14 protein-coding genes are annotated in these 17564 nt (G+C 39.9%); 10 read left to right on the forward strand and 4 right to left on the reverse strand.

What is annotated here, in order from left to right:
• Nucleotides 1–222: 222 nt before the first annotated feature.
• Complete coding sequence (locus ACG9ZL_RS15125) at nucleotides 223–726, forward strand: DUF2004 domain-containing protein (protein ID WP_419360609.1); 504 nt, start codon at nucleotides 223–225, stop codon at nucleotides 724–726.
• Nucleotides 727–878: 152 nt separating this feature from the next.
• Here ACG9ZL_RS15125 and ACG9ZL_RS15130 read toward each other — a convergent pair whose 3' ends face one another.
• Nucleotides 879–4235: a DEAD/DEAH box helicase gene (locus ACG9ZL_RS15130; protein ID WP_419360611.1), complete on the reverse strand. Its 3357-nt coding sequence runs from the start codon at nucleotides 4233–4235 to the stop codon at nucleotides 879–881.
• Between the two features lie 194 nt (nucleotides 4236–4429).
• Between ACG9ZL_RS15130 and ACG9ZL_RS15135 the strand changes: the two genes are divergently transcribed.
• From ACG9ZL_RS15135 to ACG9ZL_RS15145, 3 genes are all read left to right on the forward strand, one after another.
• Nucleotides 4430–5593, forward strand: a complete 1164-nt coding sequence (locus ACG9ZL_RS15135; RefSeq protein ID WP_336954295.1) for an acyl-CoA dehydrogenase family protein — start codon at nucleotides 4430–4432, stop codon at nucleotides 5591–5593.
• A 72-nt stretch (nucleotides 5594–5665) separates the two neighbouring features.
• On the forward strand, nucleotides 5666–6835 hold the full coding sequence (locus ACG9ZL_RS15140) for an acyl-CoA dehydrogenase family protein (protein ID WP_419360612.1): 1170 nt from the start codon (nucleotides 5666–5668) through the stop codon (nucleotides 6833–6835).
• Between the two features lie 103 nt (nucleotides 6836–6938).
• A complete protein-coding gene (locus tag ACG9ZL_RS15145) occupies nucleotides 6939–7127 on the forward strand; it encodes an antitoxin (RefSeq protein WP_419360614.1) in 189 nt (62 codons plus the stop codon).
• 98 nt (nucleotides 7128–7225) lie between these two features.
• On the opposite strand, the gene ACG9ZL_RS15150 is transcribed toward ACG9ZL_RS15145, so the two are convergent.
• From ACG9ZL_RS15150 to ACG9ZL_RS15160, 3 genes are all read right to left on the reverse strand, one after another.
• A complete protein-coding gene (locus ACG9ZL_RS15150; protein ID WP_419360616.1) occupies nucleotides 7226–7546 on the reverse strand; it encodes a hypothetical protein in 321 nt (106 codons plus the stop codon).
• Between the two features lie 181 nt (nucleotides 7547–7727).
• Nucleotides 7728–8222, reverse strand: a complete 495-nt coding sequence (locus ACG9ZL_RS15155; protein ID WP_419360618.1) for a GNAT family N-acetyltransferase — start codon at nucleotides 8220–8222, stop codon at nucleotides 7728–7730.
• Nucleotides 8219–8818, reverse strand: coding sequence for a TetR/AcrR family transcriptional regulator (locus ACG9ZL_RS15160; RefSeq protein WP_336954300.1), 600 nt, complete (start codon nucleotides 8816–8818; stop codon nucleotides 8219–8221). Before ACG9ZL_RS15160 ends, ACG9ZL_RS15155 begins: the two co-directional genes overlap by 4 nt.
• A 166-nt stretch (nucleotides 8819–8984) precedes the next feature.
• Between ACG9ZL_RS15160 and ACG9ZL_RS15165 the strand changes: the two genes are divergently transcribed.
• The 6 genes from ACG9ZL_RS15165 to ACG9ZL_RS15190 all read left to right on the forward strand — a co-directional run bounded on the left by ACG9ZL_RS15165 (nucleotide 8985) and on the right by ACG9ZL_RS15190 (nucleotide 17539).
• Nucleotides 8985–10775 (forward strand): acyclic terpene utilization AtuA family protein, encoded by a 1791-nt coding sequence (locus ACG9ZL_RS15165; protein ID WP_419360620.1) that lies wholly within the window; start codon nucleotides 8985–8987, stop codon nucleotides 10773–10775.
• Between the two features lie 96 nt (nucleotides 10776–10871).
• On the forward strand, nucleotides 10872–11783 hold the full coding sequence (locus tag ACG9ZL_RS15170) for an SDR family oxidoreductase (protein ID WP_419360621.1): 912 nt from the start codon (nucleotides 10872–10874) through the stop codon (nucleotides 11781–11783).
• Nucleotides 11780–13393, forward strand: coding sequence for an acyl-CoA carboxylase subunit beta (locus tag ACG9ZL_RS15175; protein WP_419360623.1), 1614 nt, complete (start codon nucleotides 11780–11782; stop codon nucleotides 13391–13393). Before ACG9ZL_RS15170 ends, ACG9ZL_RS15175 begins: the two co-directional genes overlap by 4 nt.
• Nucleotides 13394–13498: 105 nt before the next feature.
• The gene (locus ACG9ZL_RS15180) at nucleotides 13499–14656 is read left to right on the forward strand and encodes an acyl-CoA dehydrogenase family protein (RefSeq protein ID WP_336954305.1); all 1158 of its coding nucleotides are present in this window, start codon (nucleotides 13499–13501) and stop codon (nucleotides 14654–14656) included.
• A 14-nt stretch (nucleotides 14657–14670) separates the two neighbouring features.
• Nucleotides 14671–15504 (forward strand): enoyl-CoA hydratase/isomerase family protein, encoded by an 834-nt coding sequence (locus ACG9ZL_RS15185; RefSeq protein WP_419360625.1) that lies wholly within the window; start codon nucleotides 14671–14673, stop codon nucleotides 15502–15504.
• A 94-nt stretch (nucleotides 15505–15598) separates the two neighbouring features.
• A complete protein-coding gene (locus ACG9ZL_RS15190) occupies nucleotides 15599–17539 on the forward strand; it encodes an acetyl-CoA carboxylase biotin carboxylase subunit (RefSeq protein WP_419360627.1) in 1941 nt (646 codons plus the stop codon).
• The last annotated feature ends 25 nt before the right edge of the window (nucleotides 17540–17564 follow it).

Here is a 17564-nt window from a genome sequence, read left to right on the forward strand (position 1 = left end):
TGGTAGTGTGGGGTTACCCATGTGAGAGTAAGTCATCGCCAGCTTTTAAATCTAAAACACCCCGGTCTCTAACGAGAACGGGGTGTTTTTTTATGCGTATTATTTTTAAGTGTTTTATTATTTTTAAAGACATAAATATAAAATCTAGACCAAGAATTTTTTATCATTAAATGATAAATTAATTGCTTTACCTAACATGAAAAAAATATAGGAATATAAAAAATGTCAGAATACACCTTGCCGCATTTTGGAACACTGAAATTAGAATCCCTAGAAGAATATTATCAAGTGGATATTGAGCTTAATGGCAAAGCCATTCAAGTTGATTTAAATTTTGAAGCGAACACTTTGGACGTAGAAACTTTTCAACGAATTAAGTCTTTTATTGAAAATATAGAAAAATTTGATCAAAAAAACCAAGATTATATTCAGCAAGATCTTGAAAATGAAAAGGAAGGGACTGTTAAAGAATATGTGGATTTTCATATTGAAGAATTAGGCGATGATTTCTTAGAAAAAATTGGGATTGCTAATCCAATAGACAAAGCACAGCAGTTTTTAACCAAATTATATTTAACAAGAGTTGGGCTTTATCCAGATGGAAAGTATGATACATCGTATTTTGCTGTCTTTGATTACACTACAAATAGAGAGTTAACTGATCAGTTAATCGTCGTTAAAACAGATCATTACGGTAATTTGGATCATTTAAGTTGGGAAAGCTAACGATGCAGTGAAGTGAAGCAACGGTATTCAACAGTCTATAGATTTTAAAACAATGTAGGTATAAAAAAGAAAACCCCATCACGATGACGGGGGCTTCATATTGATGCGTTAGATCTAGCTTTTGTTAAATTTCACGCCTTATCTTTAAAGTTTCAATCCAGCAAACTCATGACATCATCTTCAGATAATTTCACTTCATTTTCATGATCGATACTCAGAATAGATTTAGCAAGATCAGCTTTATTTTTCTGTAAGGCTAAAATCTTTTCTTCAATACTTTGGTTAGTAATTAACTTATAAACGAATACAGGTTTATCTTGACCAATGCGCCATGCACGATCAGATGCTTGATCTTCAGCCGCAGGGTTCCACCAAGGATCATAATGAATCACTGTATCAGCAGCAGTGAGATTAAGCCCGACACCGCCTGCCTTTAAACTGATGAGGAAAACAGGAATATCGCCTGCTTGGAATGCGGTGATGACTTCATCACGCTTCTTGGTTTGTCCAGTAAGTTTTACATTTCGGATATTTAAGGTTTTTAAATGCTCTTCAATGAGTTGTAGCATCGTGGTGAATTGAGAGAAGATTAAAATCTTACGTCCTTCCTCAACCATATCTTGAACCATTTCTAATAAATGATCTAATTTTGCTGATTCAACATTTTGATTTTTGATTTGATCCAGTTGTAAAAGGCTTGGATGGCAGCAAACTTGTCGAAGTTTAAGTAATGCACTTAAAATTTGAATCTGACTACGATGGAAGCCTTTAGCTGCAATCAACTCACGAATATTCTTTTGCATTGTTGCACGAACAGCTTCGTAGAGCTTAGATTGCTGTTCATTCATATCAATATTGACTTCAATCGTGGTTTTTTCAGGAAGCTCTTTCGCCACCTCTGTTTTTAAACGACGCAACATAAACGGTTTAATACGAGAAATGAGTTTGGTTTTAACCTGAAGATCTGCATATTTCTCGATAGGATTGCGATATTTTTTATTAAACAATTCCTGACTATATAAAAAACCAGGCATTAAGAAATGGAACAATGACCATAACTCACCCAAATGGTTTTCCATCGGCGTACCAGTTAAGCATAGACGATGTTTTGCTTTGATTTGTCGTACAACTTGAGAGGCTTTGGCACGTGGATTTTTAATGTTTTGTGCTTCATCCAAAATCAATAAATGATATTGATAAGGCAGTAAAAACTCTTCATCACGGCCCAAAAGTGGGTAGGTACTGAGCACAATATCTACATTTTTAATCTCTTGAAAATGCTCAACTCGATCATGCCCTTGTAAGACCAAAACTTTTAATTCAGGAGTGAACTTCTCAGCTTCTTTACGCCAGTTATGCATTAAAGATGTTGGTGCAATAATCAAGGCAGGTCGTTGATTTAATCTGCCTGCTTGCTTTTCTAATAGAATATGTGCAAGTGTTTGTGCGGTTTTACCGAGTCCCATATCATCTGCAAGGATACCACCATGTTCAGTTTCACGTAAAAACTGTAGCCATGCTAAACCTTGTTGTTGATATGGGCGTAGTTCGCCTTGGAAACCTTGTGGTGTACAGATTTGATCTTGATAACTATTTTGAAGCTTTTCAGCAAATATTTTCAGGCGTTCGTTGGTGCGCCAAGGCATGCCCAAATGATGCTGTAAGTCTAAGAATTGAGCGGCATCGTATTGATCTAATGTTGCAGATTCAGGATGTCGTAAAATTTCTTTTAAATAGATCAGGATGGGCTTAATTTCTTGATTTCTAAGTGCCAGTTGTGTTTGAGCTTCTCTTAAATGAACAATTAAGAAGCTGTCACTGTCCATTTTTTCAATATAGTCATCTTCTAAAAGATGTGGATTATGCTGTATCGCATAGCCAAGAAGATCAATCAGGTTATAGGTGTTGCCATTCATATCCTGAATCGTCGCACCGACATTAAACCAGTCTTGTTTTTTTTCAGATTCATTTAATGAGAGTTGCAGGTTTTGTGTTGCACTTAAATTGAACTGACTATCTAGGGTATGTTCAACTTTCCAGCCAAGACCTTCGATTTTATTTTCAGGAACCAGTTGCTCAACCCAAGCCATGGGATCTGCATACACAATTGAGTTTTCAGTGATGTCATCAAAAGCAGGGCGTTTGCTCTTTGGTAGCTTGCTAATCCGTTGCATGGATTTAACTGAATGAATTAATTCATCAATATGTTTCTTTTCAGCAACTAAGTCGCGTTGTTGGCGAACTGCTTTTTCATCAATATTGATAATGAAGCTGTCATCAGGGAAACCCGCTTTAATTCGTCCAGCTGAGTATTCAAATTCAATTTCAGCAATTGCATAATGATGCATATGACCAAGACGATCATATTGCGGATGTGTTCCAAAACGTAAAATAGGTGTGGGTTTGCCTTTTAATATTTCTATACTTTGTGTAAATGGCGCTTGAGGTAAATCTTCAAAAAATGCATAGGGTTGAATCACTTGCTCAAATTCAGCCATTAATTCCACAGGCATTTGTGGCATATTCAGCAATTCTTCGATCATTTCACTAGAATATAACGACTCAAGTACACCGACTTGGTTTTTAAGGGTATCGAGATAACTTAATGGATGAGAATGAATAATATAAATTTGTTCAGCATGGTCAGGTGAAATTTCTAGATGATTTTCATCAAAAAATTGTGCCTTGAGTTTTTCTGTTTGCTGTTCTGTACGCGTTTGCCAGTTGAATTCAATTTTATAAGATTGATCAGACCATGTTAAAGGTAATCTTTGTACATCTAGTGCAAAACAAGCGCTACTTTGAATAGCCGTTCTTAGATGTTCTTGATAGATTCCTGAAATATCCCATGACGCTGGATAAAAATGAACATCGCTAAAATTTAGCTTAGCGAAAAAGTACAAATGACTAAAGATTTTCTTTTCTTCTTTACTCACTTTAAGACGTTCATTTAATACATTGTCATAGCTGGTGTAGAGTGCAGTATCTCTAATTTTTCCATCTTTGTTACGCCGAACTTTAAAAACACTCAGTTGTAATTTGGCGCTGTTATTTTTTGGTTGGAAAATATAAATAAGTTGGTGCTGTACTGGCGTTTCAGTACGTTGAACTTGTGCCAATTGTTGTTTAAATTGAGCGAGCCAAGCTTTTGCCGTGGTGTGGGTAGAGCTATTTGTTGTGGTTTGAGCTTGGTCTAATGGGTTTAGTTTTTGACGAGCAGCTGGGTTGGAAAGTTGTTGATCATAAAAATAACGTGCAAGTGCAGCCGAATGCTTACAATCGTAACCAACAGGGCAACTACAGTCAGTATCCACAATTTTATTTGTTAAAGGATTATAGATAACAGCCGTTTCATAATAATCCGTTCCCTGAATTTGAGCTTCGATGACTAAATTATCCCGATCAGGGTAGACCTCTAAGGATTTTAGATCAATTTTTTTGACATAACTCAAGCTTCTTTGAATGGTTGCAGGGTTAAAACGTGATAAAAATTGATTCAATGTCGCCATTATTTATAGAGCTAAAAATTAAAAGGAAATTACTAACAGTGTAACGGATTTTTGAGCATGAATCTGAAATTAATATAGGAGTTTTGATCAAAAATGACATGTTTTTAAATACAAATTGATCGTTTCTGCAACTTTAAATTAAATAAAATCTGTCAGTATAAGTTTTTCAAAATAATGCTGGGAAGCAAATCAAGATGAAGCATAATCCAATTTACTATACAGATCAGCATTTTGCATTTGCAGATTCCATTCGAAAGTTTGTTCAAAAAGAATTAATGCCACATATTAATCAATGGGAAGAGGCAGAAACCTTTCCAAAAGAACTTTATAAAAAAGCCGCAGATATTGGCTTATTGGGGATAGGTTTTGACGAAAACTATGGGGGAATTCCAGAAACCGATGCTTTTCATGTGTTGTTGTCTTCGATTGAGTTAGCCAAAACAGGTTCAGGTGGTCTATGTGCTTCCTTATTGTCACATTCGATTGGCGCGCCTCCAATCAACCATTTTGCTTCAGATGAGATTAAACAAACTGTACTGACTCAAATCTTGGCAGGCGAAAAAGTTTCAGCGTTGGCGATTACTGAACCTACGGGTGGTTCTGATGTGGCAGCACTTAAAACCAAAGCTGTACGGGATGGTCAAGACTATATTGTTAGTGGCGAAAAAACCTTTATTACATCGGGCATTCGTGCGGATTATTATACCGTTGCGGTACGTACAGATCCTGATGCTAAAGGCCCGAATGGTATCTCGATGTTATTGATTGATGCACATAGTGACGGCATAAGCAAATCAAAACTCGATAAAATGGGATGGTGGGCTTCGGATACGGCTCATCTCCATTTTGATCAGGTTCGTGTTCCTGCAAGCAATTTGTTGGGTGCAGAAAATATGGGTTTCCTTGTGATTATGAATAACTTCAATATGGAGCGTTTTTTCCTTGCTGCCAGTAGTTATGGTTTTGCATTAACCTGTTATGAAGAAGCATTGGAATGGGCACGAGAACGAAAAACCTTTGGTAAACGTTTAGTTGATCATCAAGTGGTTCGGCATAAATTAGTTGATATGGCGACTCGCTTAACCACAACACTTGCTTTGTTGGAGGATACTGCTTATCGCTTAGGGAAGCCTGAAATGCAGGGCAATGAGTTAATTGCACAAATCTGTATGCTTAAAAATGTGGCCACTCAAACCATGCAGTTTTGTGCAGATGCAGCTGTACAAACTTTAGGGGGCATGGGCTTTATGCGAGGTACCAAGTCTGAACGGATTTACCGTGATGTTAAAGTCAATATGATTGGTGGTGGAGCAGAAGAAATTATGAAAGACCTCGCGAGTCGTCAATTGGGCTATTAGAATATCGAGAATGGATTAAACTAGAACTGTACACAATAAATCGCAATAAAAATAAGCAGGGAACAACAAGATATGGATCATTTAAATAACCCGATTTACTACACCGCTGAGCATCGTGTATTTGCAGACAGTGTGAAGAAATTTGTTGAAAAAGAGATTTCTCCTTTTGTGAATGAATGGGATGAGGCTGAAACTTTTCCTCGTGCGCTTTATCAAAAGGCTGCTGCAATTGGTCTATTGGGCTTAGGCTTTGATGATGAGCATGGGGGAATCTCAGATGCAGATGCATTTCATGTGTTCTTAGCAGCAGTTGAAACAGCCAAAGCTGGCTCTGGTGGTGTACATATTTCTTTGATGATTCATACCATAGGTACACCTCCCATTCATCATTTTGCCCAGCCACATATTCGTGACAAGGTGATGCCACAAATTATTTCAGGTGAAAAAATTTCTGCACTTGCGATTACCGAACCAAGCGGCGGTTCTGATGTTGCTGCACTACAAACCAAAGCAATCCGCGAAGGTGATTTTTATTTGGTGAGTGGTGAAAAAACCTTTATTACTTCAGGTATCCGCGCAGATTATTATACGGTTGCAGTGAGAACCGATCATGAAAATAAAGGTGCAAATGGTATTTCGATGTTATTGGTTGATGCACACAGTTCTGGCATTACTAAATCACCTTTAAAAAAAATGGGCTGGTGGGCATCGGATACTGCTCATTTGCATTTTGACCAAGTCAAAGTTCCTGTCGAAAATCTTCTTGGTGAAGAAAATGCTGGGTTTAAGGTCATTATGAAAAACTTCAATATGGAACGCTTTTGGTTGGCTTCTATGGCCTATGGTTATGCCTTGGTCTGTTATCAAGAGGCTTTAGAATGGTCTAAAGCGCGTAAGACTTTTGGAAAACGCTTAGTTGATCATCAAGTAGTACGTCATAAGTTAGTTGATATGGCGACGCGTTTAACCACAACACGCGCATTATTGGAAGATACTGCTTATCGTATGGGGCAAGTTGAACTACAGGGCAGTGATTTAATTGCCCAAATTTGTATGTCAAAAAATGTCGCAACCCAAACTATGCAGTTCTGTGCAGATGCAGCAGTGCAAACCTTGGGGGGGATGGGCTTTATGCGAGGGACTAAATCTGAGCGTATTTATCGTGAAGTCAAAGTAAATATGATTGGTGGTGGTGCTGAGGAAATCATGAAAGATTTGATTAGTAAGCAGTTGGGGTTTTAATGAGGCATTTTTAAGTGATAAAAGCTTACAATGCTGCTTTCTGTAAAAAATAACCATAGGTGCGCTATAGACCTATTGGTTATTATCAACTTAAGGAGTTCTTATGAAAGTAACAAAGACTTTTCAATCAGGACAGAGTCAGGCCGTTCTTTTACCTACGGCATTTCATTTTAAGGGCAAAGCAGTTGTGGTTAAACACTTTGGTAATGGTGTTTTGCTATTACCTTTAAATAATCCTTGGGAAATTATGCAAGAGGCTGTGTTTGAGTTTGAAGATAGTTTTTTTGCTTGAGCGGGAAGATCAAGGTACTTAAAGTTGAGAAAAATTGTTGTAACTTCTCAAAAGTTTTCACTTTTAGAACAACTCAATGCCTAAATCTAATGCTGCTCTTATTGTGTGATTTTTAAATGATTCCGAAGTTTAATTTTACGTAGATATGGCGTTATTCTCCAACAAAGATTGTAAGCTGAATTTCCACATGCCCAATAACAAATGATCGTTGCATGAATGTCTAGATTGTCTTGTAAAATTTGAAGAATCGTCATCCATTGTCGATCTGAGCCTAGTATTTTCGATGATTCCTCAAACGATTGTAAAAGTGTTTCCATAAGTGCAAATTTTTCGTCATCGTTAAGTTCATTTGAAAGATAAGCATGCATAAATTCATCAATACGACTGGGATCTGCTACTTCGTATTGCCAATCTTGCATATAAGGATCAGTGGGTAAATTGAGACGTTGAGCTAATGCGTTAATTGCCGAAGCTATAATGTACCGTTGAGGGTATATTTTATAAATTATTTCTGTCTGTTTTATCATGCAAGCAAATGTTAAGTTATTTTGGTTCTATAGAACTTAGAACAAGTGAAGCTGAGAAATTAACCATTGCTTGTCAATCTTCGGCCCAATCCTCATTAATTATCGCCCAACGTTGATGATCCATCCATTGCTGACCACCAATCCGCAAATATTGTCGAGAAAAGCCTTCCTGAATAAAGCCAGCACCCGCAACAAGGCGAATGGAAGCAGTATTCTCAGGTTGTATATTTGCCTCTAAACGATGCAAATTTAAAACATGGAATGCTTCATTCAACAATAAATTGATGCCTAAACGCATGTAGCCATGTCCTTGAAAAGGCTCAAAAACCTCATAACCTAAATAAGCAGAATGAAAATAACCGCGAATGATATTGGAAATGTTAAAGGTACCTATAATTTGATGGGTTTCAGTCAGACAAAGGAAATATCTGCCTTCTTGTTGTAGGTAATGTTGAAAATCATTAGGAGGATATGTCCAAGGATGATGAAGTATTTGGCTTTTTTTATAGGCCTTTTCGATTTCTTCAAGATCTGAAATGTTGGGCTTGCGAAGATAAACTGTGCTCATTTCAAAGCCATTTCCAAAACGATTTCAGTCAGTTCATCTAAGCTCATTTTACCATTGGGATTATACCAAGTGACGGTCCAAGCAATCGCACCGCCCAGCAAACGGCGCCAAATAAAAGCATCATGCTGAACTTTACCGAGGTCACGTAATTTTTCAATCACAGCGAACCAGATGTCCTCATAATCATTTCGCAGTTTAAGGAGTTCTTCTTGCCGTTGTTTTGACAATGCAAACCATTCATAAACCAAAACAGCCATGGCTGAACCCGTATCTCCCGTAATCGAAATTAACTCAGCTTTGATTAAGTGTTTTAACTGTTGTTCAGCATCATCCGATTTTTGGATCGCATCAAGCATACGGGCATGATTGTAAATAATGGTTTCATGCATGACATGGGCAAGAATATCATCCTTGCTTTTAAAATGATGAAACAAACTACCTGATTGAATTCCAATAAAATTTGCTAACTCACGAACTGTGGTTTTGGCATAACCTTGCTTATGAAATAAATAGGCAGCACCAAGTAATAAACGACCTTTAGGGCTGTCATCAAAACATGCGATTGGTTGGATATCATCGATTGAGTGAGCAATCATCGGATCATTTTTTCCATAAAGTTAAGCAAATTATTCATTGTTAGAAACGCGTTTTAACACATTTGCCAATTCAGGATAACATTTTGCTCTTTACAAACCAAGCGCTTGCTTGGTAGATTGGAGTATAAATTTTATTCAGAACAATGAAAACAAGATAGGTGTGAAAATGGAAGATCAGCGTATTGTAAAAATTGGATGTGCTTCAGGTTTCTGGGGGGACACCAATACTGCAGCATTTCAGTTGGTACATTTATCTGACATCAATTATTTGGTTTTTGATTACCTTTCAGAAATTACCATGTCTATCATGGCAAAAGCGATGATGACCAATCCAGAACATGGTTATGCTTTGGATTTTGTCAGTCGGGTGATGACACCGCTGCTTAAAAAAATCAGTGATAAAAAAATAAAAGTGATTAGCAATGCTGGTGGTGTCAATCCATTGGCATGTCGTGATGCCTTACAGAAAGTGCTTGCAGCACAAGGATTGGATTTAAAAATTGCAGTGGTATTAGGAGATGACCTATTGCCACAACAAGCCGAATTAAAAACACAAAATATTAAAGAAATGTTTAGTGGCGAAGATTTACCCAGCCAATTAGCCAGTTGTAACGCTTACTTAGGAGCTGTTCCAATTCGAGACGCACTTGATCAAGGTGCAGATATTGTCATCACTGGGCGAGTGGTGGATTCAGCTGTGGTGCTTGCACCTTTGTTGCATGAATATCAATGGTCCTTAGAGGATTATGACAAGCTATCCCAAGGTTCTTTAGCAGGGCATATCATTGAGTGTGGTGCACAATGTACCGGTGGCAATTTCACGGATTGGCGCTTAGTACAAGGCTTTGACAATATGGGGTTTCCAATTGTTGAGGTGAAAGCAGATGCATCATTTATTGTAACTAAACCCAAAGGATCCGGTGGACTGGTTTCGGTTGCAACTGTTGCTGAACAAGTTGTCTATGAAATTGGCAATCCGCAAGCGTATTTACTGCCCGATGTTACTGCTGACTTCAGCCAAGTGAAATTAGAACAAGTGGGTGAGGATCGAGTTTTAGTGACTGGTGCAAAAGGTAGAGCACCGACACAACAATATAAAGTCAGTGCAACCTATCCCGATGGTTATCGTGTTTTGGTGAGCTTCCTGATTGCAGGACGCGAAGCCCCTGAAAAAGCCCAAGTTATTGCAGATGCGATATTAAATAAGTGTGAGCGTGTTTTAGCATTACGTTCAGTTCCGCCATTCTCAGAAAAATCAGTTGAAATATTGGGTATTGAAAGTACCTATGGCGCAAATGCGCAGCAGATTAATAGTCGAGAAGTAGTTGTCAAAATCGCTGTAAAGCACATGTTTAAAGAAGCATGTATGTTCTTTGCTTCTGAAATTGCCCAAGCATCTACCGGAATGGCACCTGCATTGGCTGGAATTGTTGGGGGGCGTCCCAAAGCTTCCCCTGTGATTAAGTTGTTCTCATTTTTAGTGGATAAATCAAAACTAAGTGTTGCGATTGATATCAATGGTCAGCGTCAAAATATACAGATTCCATCAGGTTGCTCAGATCAATCTTTTGATGCTGTTGCAGTAGGTGAGGTTGCTCAATTTACGGGGCAGGAGATTGAAGTTCCTTTAGTTGAAATTGCCCATGCTCGGAGCGGTGATAAAGGCAATCACAGTAATATTGGAGTGATCGCACGTCAGCCTGAATATCTACCCTGGATTCGCGCCAATTTGACTGAAGAAAAGGTCAAAGAATATATGCAGCATGTTTTAGACCCTGAAAAGTCTAAAGTGATTCGTTATGAAATCACGGGATTTAATGCCTTAAATTTTATGCTGGAAAACGCATTAGGTGGTGGAGGAATTGCCAGTTTACGTATTGATCCACAAGGTAAAGCTTTTGCACAGCAGCTTTTAGATATGTCAGTCAAAATTCCAGCGAGTTTAAAGTCCCTCTAATCCTTCTTTAAGAAAGTAGGGGGAATTCGTCGCTTTTTAAAAGGGAGCTTGGAGTGGTATTTAAGCAAGTTAAACGACAACAATTTGGATATAAAAATGCATTATCACTCAATATTTAGATCGGATGCTTTTCAGGGCCAAGTCATCATTGTGACCGGTGGTGGTTCGGGTATAGGACGCTGTACTGCTCATGAACTGGCTGCTTTAGGGGCTCAAGTGGTGATTACAGGGCGGAAAATTGAAAAGCTGGAAAATGTCAGCAAAGAAATTATCGAAGATGGTGGCAAAGTTCATTTTATCGTTTGTGATAATCGCGAAGAACAAAACGTGAAAGAGATGATTGCTGAAGTGATTGAAAAATTTGGCAGACTCGATGGCCTTGTCAATAATGCTGGCGGTCAGTTTCCCTCAAATTTAGAAGGGATTTCTGCCAATGGTTTTGATGCAGTGGTGCGGAACAACCTGCATTCGACCTTCTATTTAATGAAAGAAGCCTATAACCAATGGATGGCAAAACATGGTGGCAGTATTGTCAATATGGCAGCTGATATGTGGGGTGGCATGCCGGGGATGGGACACTCTGGTGCAGCCCGTGCTGGGGTAGATAATTTAACCAAAACAGCAGCGGTGGAGTGGGGACGTTCCGGCGTACGTGTTAATTGTGTTGCACCTGGCTGGGTTGTTTCTTCAGGAATGGATAATTATACCGGTGATTTTGCCAAATTTATTATCCCAAGTTTGGCGGGAAATGTGCCATTGAAACGGATGGGCACGGAATCTGAAATTTCTTCTGCCATTTGTTATTTACTTTCAGAAGCCGCAGGTTTTATTTCTGGCATGACGATTCGTATTGATGGTGCTGCATCCTTAGGTACTCGAATGTACCCATTGGCAGATGCTTCAAATAGTGAGTCGTTTAATGGCTTCCATCGTGCCTTTATTCCAGATGTATTAAAACAACAATTGAGTGATCAAACCAATAACCAACAGACAGGAGAAAACTCATGACTGTTCTCCAATCCGAAATTACAGTTGGTAGTGAGCAATTTGAACAGAACAAGCAGGCATTACTTGCTCAAATTGCCGAAGTGCGTGCAGTACAAAATAAGAATATTGAAAAATCTTATGCAGCCAAACCTAAGTTTGACAAGAAAGGTAAAATTTTACCGCATGAACGTGTCCGTTTAGCCCTTGATGCTGATTCGCCATTTGTTGAACTGTGTGGCTTGGTGGGTTATGCCATGCATGATGACAAAGATGGGTCAGATGCAGGTGGTGGGATTATTTCAGGGATCGGTTTTGTCAGCGGTGTTCGTTGTCTGATTTCAGCAAGTAACAGTGCAATCAAAGGCGGAACAATGTCACCGATGGGGGTACAAAAAACCTTACGTTTGCAGGCGATTGCTTTTGAACAAAAATTACCGATGTTGACTCTCACTGAAAGTGGGGGTGCCAACTTAAATTACGCAGCTGAAGTATTTACTTATGGTGGAATGACCTTTGCCAATCAGGCACGACTGTCTGCCGCAGGTTTACCCCAAGTCTCTGTGGTACATGGCAATGCAACAGCGGGTGGAGCGTATCAACCGGGTCTATCTGATTATGTGATTGCAGTTCGTAAGCAAACTGAGATGTTACTCGCAGGGCCACCTTTACTTTTGGCGGCAACCGGAGAAGTGGCAACAGCAGAGGAACTCGGTGGTGCAGAGATGCATGCACAGGTTGCTGGAACAGCCGAATTCTTAGCCGAGAATGATGCTGATGGGATTCGTATTGCCCGTGAGGTTTTTGAGCATCTTAACTGGAAAGAGCAAACTCAAAAGTTAAACTTAAGCTATAAAGAGCCACGTTATCCTGCCGAGGAGCTGTTAGGGATCATTCCTGCAAGTCCGAAGCAGCCTTTTGACATGAAAGATGTGATTGCACGAATTGTTGATGACTCTGAATTCTTTGAAGTAAAACAAGAATATGATGCATTGACCGTGTGTGGCTGGGCAAAAATTGGTGGATTACATATCGGAATTATCACCAACAACGGACCGATTACCCCACAAGGCGCCACCAAAGCTACACAGTTCATTCACCTCTGTGAACAGACCAAACGCCCATTACTTTTTTTACATAACACCACAGGCTTTATGGTCGGAACTGATGCTGAACAGAACGGCATTATTAAGCATGGTTCGAAATTGATTCAGGCCGTTGCCAATACCACTGTGCCGAAAATTTCTATCGTTGTAGCGGGTTCCTATGGTGCGGGTAATTACGCCATGTGTGGACGTCCATTATCACCGCAATTTATTTTTGCATGGCCAAACTCGCATGTGGCGGTAATGGGTTCAGCTCAGGCAGGCAAGGTATTACGTATCGTGGCAGAAGGAAAGCAAAAAGCTTCAGGGATGGAACCTAACCAGCAGATGCTGGATTTCTTAGAGCAAAGTACAGCAGCAAAATTAGAACAGCAGTCAACCGCCTTATTTAATACGGCCATGTTGCATGATGATGGAATTATCGACCCGCGTGATACACGCAAAGTCCTGATCTTCTTATTAGAAACAATTTATGAAGCAGAACATCGCAAACTAAATCCAATACGATTTGGTGTATCGAGGCTTTAAAAGTACTCACCCTTGCGAAACTCATTATTCCTCATCTTTTAAAAGTGAGGTGTTCTCCGCTTTATTAAAGCGAGTGAGAGAAGATTAAATTTAAGGAAAAAAACAATGAAATTTACCACAGAGCATGAAGCACTACGCCGTACTACACGTCAGTTTGTTGAGACTGAACTCAATCCTTATATTCCGACATGGGAAGCTGAAGGGCGATTTCCTATTCATGATGTGTTTAAAAAACTGTCGGATTTAGGTTTGCTGGGGATTTGTAAGCCTGAAGAAAATGGCGGATTAGGCTTAGATTATTCTTATAACCTTGTGGTTGCAGAAGAGTTAGGACGGGCCGCCTGTGGTGGAGTACCTTTGGCGATTGGTGTGCAAACGGATATGGCAACACCAGCTTTGGCCCGCTTTGGTAGTCAAGAATTACGAGATGAATTTTTAACACCTGCAATTGCGGGTGAATATGTTGCTTCGATTGCTGTATCGGAAGTACATGCAGGATCAGATGTCGCAGCCATCAAAACAACCGCAAAAAAACAGGGTGATGATTATGTGATTAATGGCAGCAAAATGTGGATTACCAATTCACTTCAAGCTGACTTTTTTTGCTTATTGGCCAATACCTCTGATGATAAACCGCATGTCAATAAGTCTATGATTATTGTTCCGGCAAAATCCGCTGGCATCTCTTTCTCTGAACCACTTAATAAATTGGGAATGCGTTCAACCACGACAGCAGAAGTCTATTTTGACAATGTTCGTGTACCACAACGCTACTTGGTGGGTACAGAAGGTATGGGCTTTATGATGCAAATGATGCAGTTCCAAGAAGAACGAATGTGGGCGGCTGCCAATGCAATTGGTGGTTTGGAAAATGTGATTCAACAAACCATTCAATATACCAAAGAACGAAGCACCTTTGGACAACCGTTGATTAATAACCAATATGTACATTTCCGTTTTGCTGAGTTGATGACCGAAGTGGAAGCTTTACGTGCCTTAACCTATCGTGCTTGTGAAATTCACATTGACGGTGGAAATGCAACAGAAATTGCCTCTATGGCAAAACTTAAAGCAGGTCGTTTAACTAGAGAAGTTGCAGACAGTTGCTTACAGTTTTGGGGTGGAAATGGTTTTATGTGGGATAACCCCGCTTCTCAGCTGTATCGTGATGGTCGTTTAGGTTCGATTGGGGGTGGTGCAGATGAAATTATGCTTGGAATTATTTGTAAGTTGATGGACATTCTTCCATCTAAGCGTAAATAACAAGGAGAATAAATATGGCACTTTCGCAATCTCTGACAACACAACAATTTGATCGCAGCATTGAGCTTGAGCAAGAAGGCAGTATTTTAACCTTATGGCTCAACCGACCTGAGAGTCGCAATGCAATGAGTTTGAATATGGTCAAAGCGATTCAACAAGTGTTTAAAACGATCCAAGATGATATCTCCATTCGTGCAGTCATTTTACGTGGCAAAGATGGAAATTTTTGTGCAGGTGGTGACATTAAAGATATGGCTCAACTGCGTGGTGAGGCCATCAATATTGGTTCTAATCAGCCTTATGTTGATTTCAATCGTCAATTTGGACATATGCTGGAGCAAGTGGATCAAGTACCACAAACTGTTGTCGCGGTTTTAGAAGGTGCGGTGTTGGGTGGTGGTTTTGGCTTGGCATGTGTTTCAGATATTGCAATCAGTCTTGCCGATGCCAAATTTGGTTTACCTGAAACAGGATTAGGGGTTATTCCCGCCCAGATTGCCCCATTTGTGGTAAAGCGAATTGGCTTAACTCAAGCGCGTCGTTTGGCTTTACTTGGTGCACGTTTTGAGGGGCATACCGCATTGAACGTTGGTGTTGTACATGAAGTGGTTGAGAATGAAAAAGCACTGGAAGTTTTATTGATCGAAACCATTCAGCAGATTAAACGTACTGCCCCACAAGCATCTCGTGTAACTAAAGCTCTATTGCACCGTACTTTAAATGAAGCTTTGACGCCTTTATTGGATGATGCCGCACAGCAATTTGCCAATGCTGTGGGGGGGGAAGAAGGTATAGAAGGCACAATGGCCTTTATCCAAAAGCGTCATCCAAACTGGTTTGATGCATAAGTGTGATACTGCTGATCAGTGATCTTGATTGGGATCGGTGTGATTCAACCAAGATAATCAAGTAAATATAAAACTAAAAATAGGGAAAACGAGAATGGCATTTTCAAAAATATTGGTGGCGAATCGTGGTGAAATTGCTGTTCGCGTGATGAAAACAGCAAAAGCAATGGGCTATCAGACCGTGGCTGTCTATTCAGATGCAGATCGTCATGCGCGTCATGTACAGCTTGCAGATGAGGCTGTATATATTGGTGCTTCAAAAGTTTCAGCGTCTTATTTATCTATTCAGAATATTATCGATGCATGTAAAAAAACGGGAGCTGATGCTGTTCATCCCGGTTATGGCTTCCTTTCTGAAAATACCGATTTTGCAGCAGCTTGTGAGAAAAATGGAATTACCTTTATTGGCCCCCCTGCACCAGCAATTGAATTGATGGGCAGTAAACGACTGTCAAAAATTGCCATGATTCAGGCGGGTGTACCATGTGTGCCGGGCTATGAAGGTGATCAGCAAGATATAGAGTATTTAGAACAACAAGCCAATAAAATTGGTTATCCACTGATGGTCAAAGCTTCAGCAGGTGGTGGTGGGCGCGGTATGCGTCTGGTACAGCAATCTGCTGATATTGTTGAAGCCTTAAAAACAGCGCGTTCTGAAGCAGAAAATGCCTTTGGTTCAGGTGAGCTGATTCTTGAAAAAGCTGTGATTGCTCCACGCCATGTTGAGATACAGGTGTTTGGCGATACCCATGGCAATTATGTGTATTTATTTGAGCGTGATTGTTCGATTCAGCGTCGTCATCAAAAAGTGGTTGAGGAAGCCCCGTGTCCAGTGATGACTGAAAGCTTACGCCAACAAATGGGTGAGGCTGCTGTTGCAGCAGCGAAATCATGTGATTATGTCGGTGCAGGAACGGTGGAGTTTTTATTGGATCAATCAGGTGAGTTTTATTTCCTCGAAATGAATACACGTTTGCAAGTCGAGCATCCAGTAACGGAACTGATCACAGGGTTAGATTTGGTGGAATGGCAACTGCGTGTGGCCAATGGTGAAACCTTGCCCTTACAACAGTCTGAATTGACCTTGTCAGGACATGCAATAGAAGTTCGCTTATATGCAGAAGACCCCCGCCAAGATTTCTTGCCACAGACTGGTCAAATACAGCGCTGGCAAGCTGCTGATTTACCCAATGTTCGAATTGATCATGGTTTGTTGCAACAGGATGAAATTAGTCCGTTTTACGACCCAATGGTGGCAAAAGTCATTGCATATGGTCAAACCCGTCAGGATGCCATTCGGCTCTTGGCGCGTGCTGTAGATGATTGTGTATTGTTGGGGGTGAATAGTAATAAGCAGTTTTTAGTGAATTTATTAAGACACCCTATTATTGTTAAAGGAGACACCAATACTGCCTTTATTCAAGAACATTTCCAAACAGATGGCAGCTTACATAAACAAGCTTTGGGCTTAGAACACCTAGCTATTGCTGCGGCACTGTTGACCAATGCTTCCAGTCAAAGCAGTTGGAATACCGGAATTGCGTTATCTTTACCTTTAAAACTCAAGCATGATGATCAGTTATTACAGCTTTTGGTGAAACGTGATCAAAACCAAGTGAGCGTTGAAATTTGTGGGCAGACACTTGGGATCAGCATTGTCGAACAGCAAGCAGAAAAATTCATTTATGAGGTGGATGGTGTACGCCGTTCGATTGACTATGTCTTAGATGGAAATCAGCTGTATTTAGATGCGGTAAATGGCAATATCAGCATTGAAAATACCACCTATGCAGCACCTGAAACTTCCGATGTCGCAGGCGATGGTAACATTCGTGCACCAATGGATGGTGCGATTATCAATATCCTGGTAAATGCGGGTGATACGGTGACTAAAGGTCAAACTTTGTTGATTTTAGAAGCGATGAAGATTCAGCAACAGATTAAGTCTGATGTTGAGGGGGTCGTTAATGAGATTATTGGGCAAGTTGGACAACAGGTAAAGAAACGTCAGTTGGTATTGAATATTCAGGCTTGATTGATCAGATCAAGTGCATTGTATA

It is taken from the genome of Acinetobacter legionensis (assembly GCF_048551735.1).
Classification (GTDB): domain Bacteria; phylum Pseudomonadota; class Gammaproteobacteria; order Pseudomonadales; family Moraxellaceae; genus Acinetobacter.